This window comes from Brevibacterium sp. UCMA 11754 (assembly GCF_021532275.1).
In the GTDB taxonomy this organism is placed as follows: Bacteria; Actinomycetota; Actinomycetes; order Actinomycetales; family Brevibacteriaceae; genus Brevibacterium.
The window spans coordinates 34358-53556 of the sequence record NZ_JACBOT010000025.1 but is presented as its reverse complement, the minus strand read 5'-3'; the positions used below and the strand labels follow the sequence as shown (position 1 = coordinate 53556).

At 64.6% G+C, this 19199-nt stretch carries 15 protein-coding genes and 1 pseudogene; 10 read left to right on the top strand and 6 right to left on the bottom strand.

The features are described from left to right. Positions 1-294: 294 nt before the first annotated feature. Positions 295-984 (bottom strand): annotated as a pseudogene (locus HX613_RS13870) ((Fe-S)-binding protein); the annotation flags it as partial. Positions 985-1086: 102 nt separating this feature from the next. Here HX613_RS13870 and HX613_RS13865 point away from each other — a divergent pair. Together HX613_RS13865 and HX613_RS13860 are read left to right on the top strand one after the other, a co-directional pair. Continuing rightward, complete coding sequence (locus tag HX613_RS13865) at positions 1087-1953, top strand: FadR/GntR family transcriptional regulator (protein ID WP_235345852.1); 867 nt, start codon at positions 1087-1089, stop codon at positions 1951-1953. Positions 1954-1990: 37 nt separating this feature from the next. Beyond that, on the top strand, positions 1991-2911 hold the full coding sequence (locus HX613_RS13860) for an SCO6745 family protein (protein WP_235345851.1): 921 nt from the start codon (positions 1991-1993) through the stop codon (positions 2909-2911). A gap of 8 nt (positions 2912-2919) precedes the next feature. Here HX613_RS13860 and HX613_RS13855 read toward each other — a convergent pair whose 3' ends face one another. From HX613_RS13855 to orn, 3 genes are read right to left on the bottom strand one after another with little or no spacing between them, the layout of a single operon-like run. After that, on the bottom strand, positions 2920-4611 hold the full coding sequence (locus tag HX613_RS13855) for a SulP family inorganic anion transporter (RefSeq protein WP_235345850.1): 1692 nt from the start codon (positions 4609-4611) through the stop codon (positions 2920-2922). Further along, positions 4608-4997, bottom strand: coding sequence for an ArsR/SmtB family transcription factor (locus tag HX613_RS13850; RefSeq protein ID WP_235345849.1), 390 nt, complete (start codon positions 4995-4997; stop codon positions 4608-4610). Before HX613_RS13850 ends, HX613_RS13855 begins: the two co-directional genes overlap by 4 nt. Positions 4998-5053: 56 nt before the next feature. Then, positions 5054-5623: an oligoribonuclease gene (orn, locus tag HX613_RS13845; protein ID WP_235346008.1), complete on the bottom strand. Its 570-nt coding sequence runs from the start codon at positions 5621-5623 to the stop codon at positions 5054-5056. Between the two features lie 205 nt (positions 5624-5828). On the opposite strand from orn, the gene HX613_RS13840 reads away from it, so the two are divergent. From HX613_RS13840 to HX613_RS13830, 3 genes are all read left to right on the top strand, one after another. After that, complete coding sequence (locus HX613_RS13840; RefSeq protein ID WP_235345848.1) at positions 5829-7448, top strand: hypothetical protein; 1620 nt, start codon at positions 5829-5831, stop codon at positions 7446-7448. A 171-nt stretch (positions 7449-7619) separates the two neighbouring features. After that, a complete protein-coding gene (locus HX613_RS13835) occupies positions 7620-8564 on the top strand; it encodes a tetratricopeptide repeat protein (protein WP_235346007.1) in 945 nt (314 codons plus the stop codon). A gap of 53 nt (positions 8565-8617) precedes the next feature. Next, positions 8618-10351 carry a hypothetical protein gene (locus HX613_RS13830; RefSeq protein WP_235345847.1) on the top strand — a complete coding sequence of 578 codons (1734 nt, stop codon included), beginning with the start codon at positions 8618-8620 and terminating at the stop codon, positions 10349-10351. Positions 10352-10417: 66 nt separating this feature from the next. Here HX613_RS13830 and HX613_RS13825 read toward each other — a convergent pair whose 3' ends face one another. Both HX613_RS13825 and HX613_RS13820 read right to left on the bottom strand, forming a co-directional pair. Then, entirely contained in the window at positions 10418-10906 is a 489-nt protein-coding gene (locus HX613_RS13825) for a hypothetical protein (protein ID WP_442862603.1), read from the bottom strand. Further along, complete coding sequence (locus HX613_RS13820) at positions 10903-11253, bottom strand: hypothetical protein (protein ID WP_235345846.1); 351 nt, start codon at positions 11251-11253, stop codon at positions 10903-10905. The genes HX613_RS13825 and HX613_RS13820 overlap by 4 nt, the downstream gene beginning before the upstream one ends. Before the next feature lie 124 nt (positions 11254-11377). Between HX613_RS13820 and HX613_RS13815 the strand changes: the two genes are divergently transcribed. The 5 genes from HX613_RS13815 to ligA all read left to right on the top strand — a co-directional run bounded on the left by HX613_RS13815 (position 11378) and on the right by ligA (position 19176). Then, entirely contained in the window at positions 11378-12589 is a 1212-nt protein-coding gene (locus HX613_RS13815; protein ID WP_235345845.1) for a cysteine desulfurase family protein, read from the top strand. Beyond that, entirely contained in the window at positions 12586-13779 is a 1194-nt protein-coding gene (mnmA, locus tag HX613_RS13810; RefSeq protein ID WP_235345844.1) for a tRNA 2-thiouridine(34) synthase MnmA, read from the top strand. Before HX613_RS13815 ends, mnmA begins: the two co-directional genes overlap by 4 nt. An 84-nt stretch (positions 13780-13863) precedes the next feature. Then, positions 13864-15849, top strand: a complete 1986-nt coding sequence (locus tag HX613_RS13805; RefSeq protein ID WP_235345843.1) for a S9 family peptidase — start codon at positions 13864-13866, stop codon at positions 15847-15849. Further along, positions 15842-16975, top strand: a complete 1134-nt coding sequence (locus tag HX613_RS13800) for a hypothetical protein (RefSeq protein WP_235345842.1) — start codon at positions 15842-15844, stop codon at positions 16973-16975. Before HX613_RS13805 ends, HX613_RS13800 begins: the two co-directional genes overlap by 8 nt. Further along, positions 16972-19176 (top strand): NAD-dependent DNA ligase LigA, encoded by a 2205-nt coding sequence (ligA, locus tag HX613_RS13795; protein WP_235345841.1) that lies wholly within the window; start codon positions 16972-16974, stop codon positions 19174-19176. Before HX613_RS13800 ends, ligA begins: the two co-directional genes overlap by 4 nt. Positions 19177-19199 lie beyond the last annotated feature (23 nt).

The window sequence follows — 19199 nt, the reverse complement described above, 5'->3', positions numbered from 1 at the left end:
CCCTCCGCTCACGGTTGCTCCTTCACTCTGGACCCGAAGCGGGTCCTCCTTCGTCGACGCCAGGATCCGGGCCAGGTGGACCGTCGACTGTCCGACTCTCAGGCCCGACTGCTGCAGGCTCGGTTCCTGCGGCCGCGTGCCCTGTTCGCCGGGGACACGATGGTCGTCGTCATCGGCTCCGACGACCGCGGTGAGGCCATCGGTGGTGTCATCGGCTCCCACTCTGCCGCTCGTCTGCTTCACATGCACCGCAGTGACGTCGGGGGTGCCCTCGAAGTTCCCCGTGCGTTGGAATCGGGAGATTCCGCCGCCCATGTGGAGCAAACAGGACGCGTCTCCGCCGGTGCACACCTCGGCGCCGGTGGACTGGACGGTCCGAATCTTGTCTGCGAGCATCGCCGAGGACACTTCGGGGTTCTTCACCGAGAATGTCCCACCGAATCCGCAGCAGGCGTCGGCCAGGGGAAGTTCGACGTAGTCGATCCCCTCCACCGAACGCAGCAGATCGCTCTGCCGGTCGCCGAGGCGCAGCAGGCGCATCCCGTGACACGAAGGGTGGTAGGTCACCCGGTGCGGGAAATACGATCCCAGATCAGTGGCGGCATCGACGATTCCTAAGACATCGGTGAGCAGCTGGGAGAGTTCGTAGGTGCGTCCAGCGATGTCGGCAGCCTCCGTGGCCAGAGCCTCATTGCCCATCCGCCTGGCGACCATGGGCTGCTGATGTCCCAGGGAGGCCACGCAGGAGGCCGAGGGTGCGACGGCGAGATCCCATTCGGTGCTGGAGAAGGCGCGGGCGTGGGCGGCGATCACGGGTTCGGCCTGCGCGAACTTTCCCGAGTTGATGTGCATCTGGCCGCAGCAGGTCTGACCCTCGGGGAAGATCACCTCATGACCCAGCCTGCGCAGAATCGTCACAGTCGCCTGCGCGACCTCCGGATACATGGCATCGATGATGCACGTGGCGAACAGTGCGATCTTCATCTGACCTCCAAGCCGAGTTGCCTGCAGTGCCAAGAATCGGATCCGGGGCATGATCCCTGAGCGGGGACCGCTCGAATGCGACGGAAGTGGTTCTTGTCACAAATGTGGTCAGACCATAACATAGGGGGATGTCCCAGCAAAGACCTCGGCGCTGATGCCGTCGACGACCGCGCAGATACCGGGCGTGCTGCCGAACTCGCGGACGGTGAAAGGGCAATTACGATGAATAGGGCTTATGAAATTGTCCTTGCCGGAATCGAGCGTGCATTCCTCGACGGCAGCCTCACCCTCGGAGATCGGCTGCCGGGGGAGAGGAGTCTGGCCGAGCGCTTCGACGTCTCCCGGTCGAGTGTGCGAGAGGCCATCCGCATCCTCGACGCCGTCGGCCTCATCCGCTCCGCTGTCGGATCGGGACCAGGAGCCGGATCGGTCATCGTCTCCGAACCTGCGGTGGGCCTGTCACGGGCACTGAAGCTTCATGTCTCGGCCCGGCATATCGTCCCCGCAGACGTGCTGACGACGCGCGTCGTCCTCGAATCCGAAGCAGTCGCCAGCGCCGCGAAGGCCGTCGCCCAAGACGAGGCCGGTCCGAATGCACGGGCACCTGGACCCAGCGATGTCAACCTCAGGCGAGCCGGTGAACTCCTGGCCGAGATGCGCGACCCCGGCATCGACAAAGAGCGCTTCCATGATCTCGACGCCAGATTCCATCGTGAACTGTGTGCCGCGGCAGGAAATCCGGTCACCGACATCATCCTCGCCTCACTGTCGAGCAGTATCCTCGACTATGTCTCCGCGGCTGCCGACGCCACCGACGACTGGCCCTGGGTGCAGGCCGAACTCACGAGGCAACACGCCGGTCTCCTCGACAGCATTCTCGTCGGCGATGCCGACCGGGCCCGGCGCGAATGCGCGGCCCACATCCACTGGTTCGCCACGACCACAGGCATCGACGCAGCTGATCGTTGACCGGAAGATGCGACCACCTGACCTTAGGATTGGCACCATGAACTCGCAGCGCACGCAGAACATCAGGACCGTCTCCTCCCGCCTCAACTCATTCCACTCGGCCATGTACTTCTCCGAGACCGTGGGCCGGGAATATGCCAAGCACGGACTCGAGCCCGGGGTCGAAGGGAATCTGGTGGCACGATCTGCCCCGTTGGGTCGTGTGAACGCCGGCGTCGTCAGCGCCGCCTACTACAACTACTCACATTCCTACCTCTCAACCCAGTTCCCGAAGCTGTGGGACAAGGTCTCTCCCGAGACAATGGTGCAGGTGCGCTTCGATGCAGTGACCGCCTTCATGGCCGAGCTCATCGACGCTCGCGAGGACATCGCACTGCTCACCGAGGCGGCCACGGACCTGGCTACGGCCATGGCCCCGGTGCTGGCGAACATGGATTTCTCGGGCAGGGCACTGGCCCAGGCCACGGCAGACGCACTGGCCGCGCATCAGCCGAAGACCGCATTCGAGCAGCTGTGGAACGTGGCCACCATCGCCAGGGAATTCCGCGGCGACGGTCATGTCGCCTCGCTCGTGACTGCGGGTGTTCCGGGCATCGACGCACTTATGCTCGACGTCGCCACGGGTGCCTCCTTCAAACCGCGTGCGGCACAGAAGACCCGCGGATACACCGATGAGGAATGGAAGGCTGCGCAGGCACGCCTGGCCGAAGCCGGTCTCCTCACCGTCGGTGAAGACGAACGCGGCTTCGACCTGCCTGCCATCACCGATGCAGGACGTGACCTGAAGGAACAGGTCGAACAGCTCACCGACGGCACCGTGGCCGCCGCCTGGTCAGCATTGACCGATGAGGAGATCGAGGCACTCGTGTCTCCCAGCCGCAGTCTGATCAAGGTGCTGGCGCAGTCAGGGGCCTTCCCGTCCTCGGTCTTCGCCCAGCCGGCGAAGAAGACCAGCTGAGGCGCGGTTCAGCTTCGAGCCGATGCCCGCTCCACATGTGAGCGGGCATGCTCGATCGCACTGGGCAGATCATCGAAGAGATGCCTGTTGTCCCTGAGTGCGCGAAGGACCCCGACGTGCCGGAACAGATCGACGTGGGAGTCCTTGACCCCCTTGATGAGCACCGTGATCCCGCGGCTTTCGAAGGCGTGCACCACCTCGGCGAGGATGCGGGCGCCGGAGGCATCGACGAGTTCGAGCTGGGACATCCGCAGAATCACCACCGCGTTTCCGTCCAGCTCCATGACTTCGTCGAAGATGCGGTCGGATGAGGCGAAGAACAGCGGCCCATAGAAGCGCACGATCGTGATCGAGTCATCGCCAGGATGTGCGGAGGCTCCGGCGGAGACTTCTTCGATCGTGACTCCGGTCGTCCGAGAGAGGTTGCGCAGAGCAAAAGCGGCAGCCACGGCCATTCCGATTCCGACGGCGATGATGAGGTCGAAGGAGATCGTGATCAGCGCGGTGACGATGAAGCCGACTGCGTCTGAGCGCGTCGAGCGCATGATGGCTCGGACCGTGGTCAGGTGAACCATCCGCACGGCGGTGACGAAGAGGACTCCGCCCAGAGCCGCGAGGGGAATCTGCCCCACCGGTGCGGCTGCGGCGAGGACGATGGCGAGCAGGACGAGGGCGTGCACGATCGATGCCAGCCTGGTGCGACCACCGGCACGGATATTGACAGAGGTGCGGGCGATCGCGCCGGTGGCGGGCATGCCGCCGAAGAGCGAAGAGCCGATCGACGCGATTCCCTGTCCGACGAGCTCCCGGTCGGGACGGCAGGCACCGGAGGCCGACATGGAAGAGGCCACACGGGCAGAGAGCAGCGATTCGATGGCGGCCAGCGCGGCGATCGTTCCCGCGGCCGGCAGCAGCCCGCCGATGGCGCCGAGGTCGATGTCGGGGATGCTGGGCAGCGGCAGCGATCGTGGAATCTCTCCGATGGTCGCGAGGGGGTTGGGGAGGAGTGCGGCAAGGACCGTGACGATGATGATGCCGACGAGCGATCCGGGGATCGAGGGATGGATCTTCGGCGCGATGACCATGCATGCGACGACGATCGCGACCGCCGTCAGCGAGTAGGGCAGATAGGACCAGTCGGCCTCGCCGATGAGCTGACCGGCCGCGACAAGTGCATTCGTGCTGTGCTCACCAGGCTGCGCATCGGTCGCAGTCGTGACGAATGGGATCTGCTGCAAGAAGATGATGGCCGCGATTCCCAGGGTGAATCCCTCGATCACGGGCCAGGGGATGAAAGAGACCGCACGTCCCAGACGCAGCAGTCCGGCGGCGACGACGATGATCCCGGCGATGAGCGTCACCGTCACCACAGCCTCGGCGCCCTGGGTGGCGACGATGGGCACGAGCACGACGGCCATGGCGCCGGTCGGCCCTGAGATCTGAACATGCGAACCGCCGAAGACCGCAGCGAGGAGGCCCGCCACGATTGCAGTGATCAGGCCCTGCTCCGCGGTGAGTCCTGAGCTCACACCGAAGCCGAGCGCCAGCGGAAGTGCGACGATGCCGACGGTGACGCCGGCGACGAGGTCCTTCGGCCACGACCGGCGGGTCTCGCCGTAGTCAGAGACGCCAGGCAGCAGTGAGCGTGCCCGTCTCAGGCCGCTGAGTACGGCCGCCGAGGCGGTGGGGGACGAACTCATGAAGCGGACTCGCCGGCGGACGCGGGGCCGCCTGGAATCTGCGGCAGCGTCTGGGCCTCGGCCAGACGACCCTCGTCGTATTCGAGCATCGACAGCAGCAGTGACCGGGCCACGGAGAGCAGCTCGGCGGTGCGTCGGTCGGCCAGACGGTAGTAGACATGACTGGCCCGCCGCTCGGATTCGACCAGGCGGTGTCGGCGCAGAACGGCGAGGTGCTGAGACAGGTGGGAGGCTTCGAGCTCGGTCTCGGACTGCAGGTCGGTGACACTGACCTCGGGAGCACCGGCAAGGAGCTCGAGGATCCGAATCCGATAGGGGTGGGCCAACCCTTTGAACAGGTTCGCCTTGACCTCATAGAGGGGGCGCTGCAGATGACTTAGTGGCATGATGAAATCATCATTTCACATGATTGCCTGAAGCGGCGAATGGATCTCAGGCTGATTCAGCGGGAGATGTGCGAGCTCACCTCGGCGGCGATGGACTTCGCCTCGTCCGATGTGGGTCCTTCGGCGGAGAAGACGGCCCGGCGGTAGTACTGGAGCTCCACGATCGAGTCGAGGATGTCGCCGAGTGCGCGATGGCCGCCATGCTTCTCTGGGGACTGGAAGTAGGCGCGGGGGAACCACTGCTTGCTCAGTTCCTTGATCGAGGACACGTCGATGATCCGGTAGTGGAGGTGATCGACGAGCTCGGGCATCTGCTTCGTGAGGAAGACCTTGTCGGTGCCCACCGAGTTGCCGCCCAGCGGTGCCTTGCCCGACTCCGGGACGTGCTTCTTGATGTACTCGAGCACCTGGGTCTGCGCCTCGGTGACGGTCGTGCCGGCATCGAGTTCGGTGATGAGTCCGGAGTTCGTGTGCATCTGGGTGACGAAGTCGTTCATGTTCTCCAGGGCCGCGGCCGAGGGCTTGATGACGACGTCGATGCCCTCGTCGAGGGGGTTGAGGTCGAAGTCGGTGACGACAGCCGCCACTTCGATGAGCTCGTCCCTGACTTCGTCGAGGCCGGTCATTTCACAGTCGATCCACACAATTTTGTCGTTGCTCACCAGCCCAGCTTAAGGCAGAGTGGCGGCTCTGAGCATTCCGTCCGGCTGTGCGCACCGACACACGCTGAGTACACGCACAAAACCAATACGCGCGCAGTGACTTAAACTTGGACTGTCTCACGAGTCAACGTGGGGCCAGAAGACACTTTGTTGAGGGAAGGGTTCGTACGTGCGCTACACACTTGCTGTGATTCTCATGGTGGTGGGTGTCGTTGTCGGAGGCCTCGGTATTCTGCAGAAGACCCTGTGGGCGCCGGACGACCAGATCACCGCGACCACAGAGATCGATGCAGACACACCGGCCGTCGTCATCGACCCCGGCATGCTCAATCTCTACGAAACCCCCGCAACACTCGAAGTCAAGGGCTCGGGAGATCTCACGATCGCTCAGGCGCCCGCCGAGAACGTCGATGCCTGGGTGGGCGACTCAGCCTCGGCGCATGTGACCGGTCTGGCACCCGAGGGCAAACTGACGGTGAAGGCCCAGGACGGCAAGGCCAAGGTGCCCAACCCGGCCGGGGCGGACCTCTGGACCTCCGAAGTCACCGGAACCGACTCCGTGACCCTTGATTGGACCGACGACGCGAACCGGACAGGCTTCCTCATCGCCGGCAGCGGCGAGCCAGGCGACGTCAAGACCGTCACCATCTCTTGGCCCAACCATGCGGAGACCCCGTGGGCAATTCCGCTGATGATCATCGGCGGTGCGCTGTTCGTCGGCGGCATCGTCGTCCTCTTCTTCAACCGCAACAGCGCGAAGAAGGAGAAGACCCGGCGCACGGCCCGTCAGGAGCGCCGTCGCAAGCTGGCGGAATACGGAACCGCATTCGCGATCGTTCCGGTTCTGGCTCTCAGCGCCTGCGGGCCTGAAGAGCTGCCCAAGCCTGAGCCTTCGGAGGCCCCGAGCTCTGCCGCAGCCGGAGTCAATGACGACCAGGCCAAACGGATCCTCGACTCCGTGGCCGAAGACATCAAGGCAGCCGACAAGGGCACAGACAGCACCGAGCTGAAGAAGAGCGCCACAGGGCCTGCCCTGCAGCAGCGCGAGGACGCCTACAAGGTGAAGAAGAAGGTCAAGGATCAGAAGCTGCCGCCGGCAGTGGCCAATGAGAAGGTCGTCGTCAACTACACCGCGGCCACCGACTCCTGGCCGCGCATGACCAGCCTCATCACCTCGGCGGGCAAAGACACCCAGCTGCTCGTGCTGACTCAGGAAGATCCGCGCTCCGATTACAAGCTGTGGTCGCAGACCCAGCTGGTCCCGGGCACAGAACTGCCGGAGATCCCCGATGCCAGGCAGGGCTCGCAGCTCCTTGATCCCAAGACCAAGGACTTCGCGATGACACCGGAGAAGGCAGTGTCCGACTACGCCAAGGCACTGGGCTCGGGAAAGGACTCGAAGGAAGCGAAGAAGTTCGAGTCCGATGACTTCTCGAAGTCGATCTGGAAGAACCAGCAGGCGCAGAAGCAGAGTGCAGAAGACGGCAAGGCCGAAGTCAAGTACAAGTACACCCCCGGCAAGGAGATCGTCGCGCAGGGAACTGCAGGCGATGCCGCTGTCGTCACCGGAGTCATCGAGGCTGAGTCCACGATCTCTCCGGAATCCGTCGACGGACGCACCGGAACCCTGACGCTCTCGAGCCCACAGAAGGAGCTGACCGGATCCGACAGCACCCAGCAGCCGGTGACGACGAAGACGACTCAGGCCCTGACGTTCCTCGTGCCCAAGGACGGCAAGGCGCGCCTCATCGGCGGACTGGAGACTCTCAGCGGAGCCGAACTGGAATAGTCCGAACCGGAAGAATAGTCGCAGGCCCGGGGGTGTTGATACGTTCTATGCTGGATGTCATCAGCACCGTCCGAGCTTGAGAGTCCCCGACTAACGTCTGGACCGGGGAGCTCCCGACGGACGCCCACCCTAGAAATTCGCACTTCCCGCAACAAAGGAGACCACGTGTCAATGGATCCCTCGCAGGACAACACGCAGCCCAACCAAGGACTCGATCTGTCCGCGGTGCGCAGCAGAAACCTGCCCCATGAGGAGCAGGGCGGTGGACAAGGACAGGCCGCCGGCGGACCTGCTGACCCGAATGCGGTTGCCGTGCCGGCGCTGACCTTCGACGTCGACGAGGCCAGCTTCACCGAGGTCGTCGCAATGTCGGATCGGGTTCCCGTCGTCATCGACCTGTGGGCGGACCGGAGCGAAGCAGCCAAGCAGCTCTCGCCGATCGTCCAGCGGGTCGTCGAATCCTTCGGCGGCCGACTGGTCCTGGCTCGGGTCGACGTCGATGCCAATCCGCGACTCCAGCAGGCCTTCGGCGTCGAGTCGATCCCGAACATCATCGCCATTGTCAAAGGTCAGCCTGTCCCTCTGTTCCAGAGTGCACTGCCCGAGCAGCAGGTGAAGGCCTACTTCGATGAGCTGCTCAAGCTCGCCGGGGAGAACGGCGTCACCGGACACGCCGTCGTCGCCGGTGCCGAGCAGGAACCAGCAGGCCCTGCCCACCCGGAGGCCGAAGAGGCGCTGAGCCGGGGAGACTTCGACACCGCCGAATCCCTGTTCAAGACAGCTCTGGCCGCGTCACCGGCCGATGAGGAAGCCAAGTTCGGTCTGGCCAGAGCCGGGCTGGGCCGCCGCCTCATCGACGCCGATCCGCAGCAGCTCATCGCCACCGCAGATGCGAACCCGAAGGACGCCGAGGCGGCCAAGGCGGCTGCCGACGCAGAGATCGTCGGAGGCAACCCGAGCAGTGCCTTCAACCGACTGATCTCGCTGATCCGCGTCAGCGCGGGCGACGAGAAGGAAGCGCTGCGACTGCGGGTTCTCGAACTCTTCGAAGTCCTGGGTGCGGATGATCCGGCCGTGACCAAGGCACGCACAGCATTGATGAGGGCCTTGTTCTGATCCAGAGAATCCGTCTCACCACAGCCATACTGTTCGCGTTCGCAGCGGTGATCGTGGCAGTACTGGTCATCTCCGCGCTGTCCGTCGTCGGCACCGACGAGGTCACGGAGACCAAGGACTTCACGGTCAAGGACGGCGCCCACGCTGTCGTCCTCGACGAGGCGATCGTTCCCTATTCGGGCTCCAACGTGACCGTTGAGGCCGCGAACGCTGATGGCAAGAAACTGTTCGTCGGCACGGCCAACGGCGTCGATACCGACAGCATCCTCGACGGGGTGGCGCAGGAGCAGATCAGCAACGTCGAGTTCCCCAACACCGTCGAGCACCGGTTCATCCCCGGTGACGCCGCTCCCGAGGTGACGCTCACCGACAGGGACTGGTGGACCAGCAAGGACACAGGAGAGAAGGTGGCGAAGACCTTCGACCTCGACGCCGACCCGCAGGTCCTGGTCATCGCCGCCGCGGACGAGGGCGAAAATCTTGATGGAACCACGGTCTCGCTGAGGATGCGGGTGGAGGGAGTCCTGGCTTTGAGCCTGGTCGGAATCGCCCTGGGCATCATCTTGGCCGGATTCGGCGCCTACTTCTTCCTGCGCTGGTTCAACGGACGCATCCGACCCGAGAAGAAGCGGTCGGTCGCCCGAAAGACCGGTCGCGGTCCAGGCCCAGGCCCAGGGCCCGGTGCCGGCCCGGGCCCCGGCGCTGGGACTGACCCCCACGGGCCTATGACGAATACCGGCAGGGTGCGGAGCTCGCGTCTCGTGAAGAACCCTGGCGGCGCGAGTGCGCAGCCACCTCGGCGGGCGAACTCACGGGGCAGACGATCGCTGCGCATCGTCACGGCCGCGTCGCTGACTACCGGGCTGGCATTGAGCGGATGCACCGCGCTGCCGGTGGCGCAGCCGCACAGCCCAGACATCACGCCCTATGAGCGCGCGGCGATGCGCCCGGGTGAGGCCGGGGAATTCATGACCGGCTACACCGAATCACTCGATGAGATCCTCAACGATGGAGGCAACGATCTCGAAAAGATTCAGGGCGAGCCCCTGATCGATCGGACCCGCGCACAGATGCAGATCGCGAAGAAGGCGAAGCAGAAGCTGCGGGCACCGAACTTCAGCGAGGTCGTCGCCGGCAGCCCGAGCTTCACCGAGTACCCGATGTGGTTCTACGCATTCGGCACCGCAAAAGGGGACGCGAAGCTCACACAGGTCCAGCTGGCAACCCGAGAATCCGCCTCGACCGAGCCGATCGTGCGCACTGCCTCCTACATCCCGAGCGATCAGATGCCGACGCTGATGGCCGACGGGAACGGGGCCGTCAAGCCCGGCCCAAAGGGATTCGACAAGGAGATGACGACGACCGCGGACCAGGTCTCGAAGTTCCTCGTCGACGGCAAGGCCGACGCCGCGGATGCCGAAGGGCTCAAGGAAGGCGGGTTCAAGGACTTCAGGGGCTACCTGGGTGACCTGCGGGGCAAGGACTCGGGATTTGACAAGGTCGATATCTCCTGCAAGCCCTATGAGAAGCTCGACTTCAACTCGATGACCCTGAGCACCGAGCACGGCGCCATCGGAATGGGCGAGGTCCGCTGCACCCTGACGATCGAGGTCCCCGACGACTATTCGGTCGATCTGGGCGACACCATCGAAGCGGTGAAAACCAACGACAAGGATGGAAACACCGTCAAGGTCGACACCGCCCACCCGTATGTGCTGATGAAGACCGGCGATGAGCTGAGCGCCGTGTCCACCGACTGGAATGTGCTGTCCTCACGCATCGAGTGACCGCAGGTCTCTGCACGCAGCGAGTGACAGAACTGGTCAGGCCCCGCCGAGGTGGGGCCTGACTTCTCAGCTGGTGCGGATTCTGCGCCCCACGAGGTAGAGCCACCACAATCCGACGAGGGGCAGGATGAGCGGGATGAAGCCGTAGCCGCTGCCGAAGGATGACCACACGGAGGGCTTGGCGAAGTCCTCCGGATGGGTGAAGCTGAGGATGCCGACGACGATGACGCCCACGAACTCGACGAGGCAGGCACCGATCGCGATCCGGTGCGAGGCACGGTTGCCGATGACCAGGCAGATCGTGGCCACGATGTAGATGACGGCGGCGATCACGGACAGCGAGTACGCGACCGGGGCCACGTCGAACTCGCGGATGACCTGGTAGCCGGCGCGTGCCGTCGCCGAGAGCGCGAAGACCCCGTAGACGGCCGTCAGAGCCCGGCCAGGGCCGGTGTGCATCGCCGAGAACGGTGAGCTGTTGCGCTTCGCGGCCCGTTCCTTCTTCGCCAAGGCAGCCGCTGAGCGGGCACCGCCATCGTCGTTTCGCTTCTTCACTGCCAAATCTGGTCCAATCTCTCGATCATGACGATCACCGTCAGTCCTGCTGCCGCGAGCACTCCCGGCCCCCAGCGACTCAGTTCCGCGAACGCCCAGAAGCCGGCCAGAGCGATGACGAGGATCGCGGTGATGACGTAGCCGAAGTACAGGAGCGGATCGATGCCGTGGGTCGACCCGAACGTGACGATCGAGAGAACCAGCTGCACGATGAGCAGCAGCAGAAGCACAGCGGTCGCACCGAGCAGCAGTTTGCCGGCGGGTCGGTTGCGAATGGTCTCGATGATCGACCAGATGGCCAGGACGGCGGAGACGGCATAGAGCACGATGGTGAAAACGGTGAACACCCGGCCCAGTTTAGTCGGCGTGGACATGGCCCCGGAACTTCAGGTGCCCGCCGGCGGCCCGGTATCGGGTGAGATGCGGCACTGATCCTGGCCGAAGTGCCCTTCACGGCCTAAAATAGGGAGAGTGCCGATTTATCTTGACCACGCAGCCACCTCGCCGATGCCGGCAGAGGTGCTCGACGTCTACACCGCTGAGCTGAGCCGACGGGCCAATCCCTCGGCCCTGCATGCCGTAGGTCAAGCCGCACGGATGCGCATCGAGACCGCCCGCGAGGACATCGCCCGTGGTGTCGGAGCCGCAACATCATCCGAGGTCATCTTCACCTCCGGCGGCACTGAAGCCGACAACTTCGCACTCAAGGGTCTCTACCTCTCGCGTAACGACTCCACCTTCGAGGCACCGGTTCGCCCTCGCGTGCTCACCACGACGATCGAACATCATGCGATCCTCGACTCCGTGGAATGGCTGGCCAGTCAGGGTGCCGAGATCGTCTACCTCGACGTCGACGAAGAAGGACGCCTCGACCTCGACGCGGCCTTGGCCGAACTGCGCCGCGCCCCAGAGAGCACGGCACTCATCTCCATCATGGCCGCGAACAATGAGATCGGCACCGTCCAGCCGATCGCCGAAATCGGTGCAGTCGCCAAGGAGCTCGGTGTTCCCTTCCACATCGATGCAGTGCAGGCTTTGGGCCAGATTCCGCTGAACTTCGCCGACCTCGGTGCCACCGCCATGTCGATCACCGCTCACAAGATCGGCGGACCCGTGGGCATCGGTGCACTGCTGCTCGACCGCGGTGCCGCCCCCGCACCGATCCTCCACGGTGGGGGACAGGAACGCGGCGTCCGCTCGGGCACACTTGACGTCGCCGGTGCCGTGGCCTTCGCCAAGGTCGTCGAACTCGCCACCGCCGACATCGAGGCACGAGCGGCCCGCTTCTCATTCCTGCGCGACCGGCTCATCGCTGGCATTGAGGACACCATCCCCAACGCCACCCTGTCCGGTCGCCGAGGTGGGGGCAGGCTTCCCGCGAACGCGCACTTCACGTTCTCCGGATGTGAGGGCGACTCCCTGCTCTTCGGCCTCGATGCGAGAGGACTGGCGACCTCGACGGGTTCGGCCTGCTCGGCCGGGGTCTCACGTCCCTCCCATGTGCTGCTGGCCTGCGGCATGGAGGAAGACGTCGCCAGATCAGCCCAACGATTCAGCCTCGGCCACGACTCGACCGAAGAAGAGGTCGATCGTCTTCTCGCGGTTCTGCCCGAGGTCGTCGAACAAGCACACCAGGCCGGAATGGTCTCGGCCACTCCGCGCTGGATGCAAGGAGCATCATGAAAATTCTCGTCGCCATGTCCGGCGGAGTCGATTCGTCAGTCGCCGCGGCACGTGCCGTCGACGCCGGCCACGAAGTCGTCGGCGTCCACCTCGCCCTGTCCCGCATGCCCGGTACCCTGCGTACAGGTTCACGCGGCTGCTGCACCATCGAAGACTCCAGGGACGCCCACCGTGTGGCCGGGATGCTCGATATCCCGTTCTATGTGTGGGATTTCTCCGAACGGTTCAAAGAGGACATCGTCGATGACTTCATCGCCGAGTATGCGGCCGGACGCACACCCAATCCGTGCATGCGCTGCAATGAGCGCATCAAGTTCGCGGCCCTCCTCGACCGTGCCCTGGCACTGGGCTTCGACGCCATCGCCACAGGCCATTACGCCGAGGTGCTGCGCGACGAGGACGGGCGACCGGAACTCCACCGAGGCGAGGATCTCGCGAAGGACCAGTCCTACGTCCTCGGTGTGCTCTCCGGCGATCAGCTCGAGCACTGCTACTTTCCGATCGGCGCGACCGCGTCGAAGGCAGAAGTCCGCGCCGAGGCTGCCGAGCGCGGATTCTCCGTGGCCAACAAGCCTGATTCCTACGACATCTGCTTCATCCCCGATGGCGACACGAAGGCGTGGCTGGCGGACAAGATCCCTATGCGCCCGGGCCTCATCAAAGACGCCGAGGGTGAGACCCTGGGCGAACACGACGGTGCGATGACCTACACCATCGGCCAGCGCAAGGGCCTGGGCATCGAGAAGCCCGCCGCCGATGGTCAGCCGCGCTTCGTCACCGGCCTCGACCCGGCCTCGAACACCGTCACGGTGGGCTCCCGCAGCGATCTCGGGGTCTCCCACCTGACCGGGATCCGGACCACATGGGCCGGACCGGCACCGGCAGACATCGGCAGCGAACCGGCGACCGCCATCGACTGTGAGGTCCAGATCCGGGCCCACAGCGACCCGGTCCCGGCCCGGGCCTGGCTGGGTGACTACATCTCCGAGGCACCCGAGCACGAAGTGAACCCGATCGTCGACGAGGTCGACGTGCCGGCCGCACGACCCGCCGGACAGCTCATGCACATCGATGTCGACGAGGAACTCTCCGGCGTCGCACCCGGGCAGACCATGGTCATCTACCGCGGGACCCGGGTTCTCGGGCAGGCCACCATCGATGTGACAGCCAAGGACCGCCTCGGCGTCTGAGGATACGGACCGTCTCGGAGTCTGAGGACAAGGACCGCCTCGGCGTCCGGGCTGTGCTTGTCGCCCCTGCGTTAACCTGGGGGTATGAAGGAATTTCCCCAAGATGTCGTCACGGCACCTTTCGGAACCTGGTCATCTCCGCTGAGCGCTGCGGAGGTGGCTGCCGGCTCCGCACCGATCTTCGATGCCGCGTTCCGCGGTGAGCACATCTACTTCTCCACGAAGGTTCCAGCGGAGAATTCCCGCACCGGCCTGATCCGGACCTCACCGTCGCATCCGGGGCTGAAGGAGCAGGTGCTGCCCGCGGAGTTCAACATCAGGTCCTCCGTGCACGAATACGGGGGAGGCGCCTGGGCCTTGGACCCCAGCAGCGAGGTCATCTACTTCGTCAATGCCTCCGACCAGCGGATCTGGCAGATCATTCCGGGCAGAGCCCCGCATGCGCTGACCCCGGACACCTCGGGCCGCATCCGGTACGGGGACCTGACGATGACCAGTTGGGGCCTGCTGTGCGTACGTGAGGACTGCCGGTCTACGCGCAGGGAACGAGCCATCGTCCTCATCACCAGGCACGGAACGACGAATGTGCTCTCGCGCCATTCCCACTTCATGGCCTGGCCCCGGCTGTCCCCGGACGGCTCCACACTGGCGTTCATCGGTTGGGAGCACCCCAACATGCCCTGGGACTCGACGAGCCTGTGGCTCATCGACGTTCGCACCCGGGACACTCCCGTCGCCGCGGTCATGCACGGACATGACGTTTCGCTCCTGCAGCCCGGTTTCACCTCGGACTCCTCGCTCATCGTCAGCTCCGACCACAACGGTCACTGGGCGCTGTACTCATTGGACTTCGAACCGATCGACTGTCTTGTTCGCGACAGACGTGTGGCTGCGAAGGACTCCGAGCAGGAGATCGACGCCGGTGAGGAACTCGACATCTCCGCGCTGAGACCGGTCCTCGACACCGGCGGCGAGATCGGCGGCCCGCTGTGGCAGCTGGGCACCAACTGGCATCTGAGCGACGATGAGGAGATCTGGGCCCACTCCCAATCCGCGACCGCCTCCCTGATCAGGGCCAGGCACGACGGTGAGGCCGAGGAGATCAGACCGCAGGGGGAGCGGTTCGGCAGCCTCGAACTCCATGACCTGAGCCGCAGCCATGTTCTCCTGACCGGGAAGTCCGCGGACTCGACCGGAGCCCTGTATGCCGTGGACCGGGCCAGCGGCACCTTCATCGAGATCGCCCAGGAACGCCTCGATGCTCATCAGGACTACTATTCTCGCCCCCGCACCCGGGAGCTCGGCGGCGTCCCCGTCGTCATCCACCCACCGCACAACCCGCGATTCACCGCCCTCGACCGTGAACTTCCGCCCTATGTGATCTCCATCCACGGCGGACCGACAGGTCAGGCGACCCCTGACATGTCGGCCCGGTCCAGCTACTTCACCTCCCGAGGAATCGGCGTGATGGAGGTCAACTACGGCGGCTCGACCGGATACGGGCGCAGATGGCGCGACCGCCTGCGCGGACAGTGGGGAATCGTCGACGTCTCCGATACCCTCGCCGCTCTCGAGGCTCTTGTGGCCGAGGGGCTGGCCGACCCTCACCGCATCGCGATCTCCGGGGCCTCGTCCGGTGGATGGACCGTGCTGTCGGCGCTGGCCTCATCAGAGGCTTTCGCCTGCGGCACCTCCTATTTCGGGGTCACCGACCTGATGCGCTTCGTCGTCGACACCCACGACTTCGAGAGGCATTACATCGACGGTCTGGTCGGCCCATGGCCGGAGGCACAGGACGCCTACATCACTCGGTCACCGATTCGACGGACGAGTCAGATCAACGTTCCGGTGGCCATCATGCAAGGCGATCGGGACCCGATCGTCCCGCCCAGTCAGGCCCAAGAATTCGTCGATATGTTGGAACTGACCGGAGTGGAGTACATTTACCGTCTGTACAAGGGTGAATCCCACGGATTCGTCCGCGCCGAAACCATCATCGATTCCCTGGAAAGCGAGTTCGGGTTCTATGCCGACGTCTTCGGAATCCCACGCAGCCGCAACCATGGCTGAACCGGTCGAGACTCCAACCACCCTCGGCCCGGCAGGTACGACCACCGGAGTCTGGATCCCAGGCCCCAGAGCAGAGACCGGGCCCGGCTCCATGTCCGGTGCTTCTGGATACATCGCGAACAGCCCTGTTCGTGAGGCGGCCGCGGCGGCCTTCACCCACCTCGGTGAGCAGCTGCCACCGGTGCCGCTGAGCGCCCACCGAGCCGAGGACCGGTGGGGTGCCGACGCGATCGGTCGTGCAGTCGGGCTGCTGACCGACCTCCACGTCGACCGGGCCTCCTTCGGCTGGCGACTGACGAGCGCAGCGGGGAGAGACGAACGACTCGAGTCCTCGGCACTGAGCGAGGCCTTCGACGCCATCGCCGAATACGGGGACGGCTACACCGGTGGGGTCCAGATCTCCCTGCCTGGACCCTGGACCCTGGTCACCGCGCTGAGCCTGACATCCGGGGCTCCTGTGCTCGGCGACCTCGGCGCACGCCGCGATGTCATCCAGGCCTATGCCTTCGGTCTTGCCGCCTTCGCCGATAAACTCTCGACACTCGGCATGCAGCCGGTGATGCGTCTCGTCGAGACCCGCCTGCATCCGGTGCTCACGGGCACGTGGCCCACGGTCTCCGGCTGGGCCACCCTGCCCGCGGTCAACGAGACCCAGGTCTACGCTGCCCTGCAGTCGACGCTGCGCCACCTGCCTCCGGTGCTGCTCAGCCTCCCCGATTTCGACCCCCTGCAGCTGCAAGGCAAGGAGATCACCGCCGCCGAGGTGGTCCGCAACTCCGGTGCCACCGCCGTGTCAGTTCCGTTGGCTACCCTGAAGGCACAGGGTTGGGAACAGCTGGCCATGATCTCCGAAGCCGGGATCGGGACCTGGATGGGGCTGCCACCTGCCGCAGGTTCGAGACCGCAGGAGGTGAAGCACTGGCTGAATCGGATCATGACGCCGTGGAACCGCATCGGCATGAGTGCGAAGAGTCTGCGCGATTTCGGAGTCCTCACAGGCGAAGAGCTTCCGATGACCTATCCGCCCCTGCTGACCTCGGTCGAAGGGGACGGTGCGAAGAACATCAGCAGGGGAACGATGATGATCGCCGCAGGCCTGCGGCGTGCCTTTGAGGAGATCGAATGACCGCAACGCCCGACAAGTCCGACCGTTCCGCGAGTTCAGGGGCCACCGCGAACTCAGACCTGTCGGATGCCACCGCCCGTGCTCAGGCTCATGCTGATCTCGTTGAGAAGATCGAAGCCCAGCGCGCCGCCTACTACCAGGATTCCCTGCTCGTCTCCGACGCTGAATACGACGAACTCGTCCACAGGCTCGAAGACCTCGAGGAGAAGTTCCCCGAACTCGTCACAGACTCGTCACCGACGCAGACCGTCGGCGGCAGCGTCGACACCTCGACCTTCGATCCGGTCGAGCACATCGGTCGGATGTACAGCCTCGACAATGTCTTCGACTTCGAGGAGCTGAGGGGATGGTACGACCGGGTCCGCGCGGCCACCTCGGCGAGGTCGAAGTTCCTCTGCGAACTCAAGATCGACGGACTCGCCGTCAACCTCCTCTACCGCAACGGCGAACTCGTTCGCGCCGCCACCCGCGGCGACGGCCGCATCGGAGAGGACATCACCGCCAATGTCCGCACCATCTCCGATATCCCCGATCACCTCGACACCGACTTCCCACCCGCCGAGGTCGAGATCCGCGGTGAGGTGTTCTTCCCGCTGGAGAAGTTCACCGAGCTCAATGCCGCCCTCGTCGAGGAGGGCAAGGCTCCGTTTGCGAACCCCCGCAACTCGGCTGCGGGATCCCTGCGCCAGAAGGACCCAGCCGTCACCGCTGTGCGACCGCTGCACATGCTCGTCCACGGCATCGCCGTATGGACCCCAGCCGATGATTCGCATCCTGAACCTGCTCACCAATCCGAGGTCTATGAGCAGTTCCGGTCATGGGGGCTGCCCATCAGCGAGTACTTCAAGGTGCTTGACACGGTCCATGAGATCGAAGACTTCATCACCTACTACGGCGAGCACCGCCACGATGTCACCCACGAGATCGACGGCATCGTCATCAAGATCGACGACATCGCCGTCCAGGAGACCCTGGGCTACACCTCACGTGCGCCACGTTGGGCGACGGCCTTCAAATACCCGCCCGAAGAGGTCACCACGAAGCTGCTCGACATTCAGGTCCAGGTGGGCAGGACCGGTCGAGTCACTCCGTTCGCGGTGATGGAGCCGGTCACCGTCGCCGGATCCACGGTGGAACGAGCGACTCTGCACAACGGCTACGAGGTCACCCGCAAGGGTGTGCTCATCGGCGACACGGTCACCCTGCGCAAGGCCGGTGATGTCATCCCAGAGGTCCTCGGCCCGGTGGTCGCACAGCGCGACGGCAGCGAATACGAGTTCGTCATGCCCACTCACTGCCCTTCATGCGGAACCGAGCTGGGGGAGCAGAAGGCAGGGGACAAGGACAAACGCTGCCCGAACTCCCGGTCATGCCCCGCACAGCTCGCCAACCGAATCTTCTACCTGGCATCCCGCGCCGCCTTCGACATCGAAGCCCTGGGCGAAGAGGCGGCGCTGGCACTGACCGCTCCGGCCGAGCCCGAGCAGCCGCCGCTGACGTCTGAGGCATTCCTCTTCGACCTCACTGCCGAAGACTTGGCCGATGTGAAGATCTGGCGGAACAAGAAGGTCAAAGGGGTGGAGACAGGGGAGCGTGAACTCGTGCCCTACTTCTACACGCGAGCTGCCGCGAAGAAGCCGAGTGCCCCGAGCGCCAATACGACAAAGCTCTTCGAGGAACTCGACAAAGCCAAAGATCAGGAACTGTGGCGAGTCCTCGTCGCACTCTCCATCAGGCACGTCGGTCCGACCGCAGCACGCACTCTGGCCGCACACTTCCGGACACTCGAAGCGATCCGTGCCGCTGAGCTCGAAGAGCTCTCAGCCGTGGACGGCATCGGATCGACGATCGCGGCGAGCATCCGCGACTGGTTCGCCGTTGACTGGCATATCGAGATCGTCGAAGCTTGGGCTGCCGCCGGAGTCCGGATGGAGGACGAGGCACAGGAAGCAGGCGCACAGACCCTGGAAGGTCTCACGATCGTGGCCACCGGCTCTCTGAGCACATTCACGCGTGACGGGATCAAGGAGGCGATCCTCTCCGCCGGCGGCAAGGCGGTCAGTTCCGTGTCGAAGAAGACCGACTATGTGGTGGCAGGTGAGAACGCAGGATCGAAGCTGGACAAAGCCGAATCACTGGGAGTCAGGGTCCTCGACGAGGACACATTCCGCACGCTCCTGGAGACCGGCAGTGTGGACTGATCGGCCATCGAATCTCAGGATCG

Coding starts and splice junctions, on each gene's coding strand:
- HX613_RS13805 (WP_235345843.1), top strand. CDS start 13,864: ATGAAGGAATTTCCCCAAGATGTCGTCACGGCACCTTTCGGAACCTGG.
- HX613_RS13855 (WP_235345850.1), bottom strand. CDS start 4,611: ATGAGTTCGTCCCCCACCGCCTCGGCGGCCGTACTCAGCGGCCTGAGA.
- HX613_RS13835 (WP_235346007.1), top strand. CDS start 7,620: ATGGATCCCTCGCAGGACAACACGCAGCCCAACCAAGGACTCGATCTG.
- ligA (WP_235345841.1), top strand. CDS start 16,972: ATGACCGCAACGCCCGACAAGTCCGACCGTTCCGCGAGTTCAGGGGCC.
- HX613_RS13850 (WP_235345849.1), bottom strand. CDS start 4,997: ATGCCACTAAGTCATCTGCAGCGCCCCCTCTATGAGGTCAAGGCGAAC.
- HX613_RS13860 (WP_235345851.1), top strand. CDS start 1,991: ATGAACTCGCAGCGCACGCAGAACATCAGGACCGTCTCCTCCCGCCTC.
- HX613_RS13865 (WP_235345852.1), top strand. CDS start 1,087: ATGTGGTCAGACCATAACATAGGGGGATGTCCCAGCAAAGACCTCGGC.
- orn (WP_235346008.1), bottom strand. CDS start 5,623: ATGACCGGCCTCGACGAAGTCAGGGACGAGCTCATCGAAGTGGCGGCT.
- mnmA (WP_235345844.1), top strand. CDS start 12,586: ATGAAAATTCTCGTCGCCATGTCCGGCGGAGTCGATTCGTCAGTCGCC.
- HX613_RS13800 (WP_235345842.1), top strand. CDS start 15,842: ATGGCTGAACCGGTCGAGACTCCAACCACCCTCGGCCCGGCAGGTACG.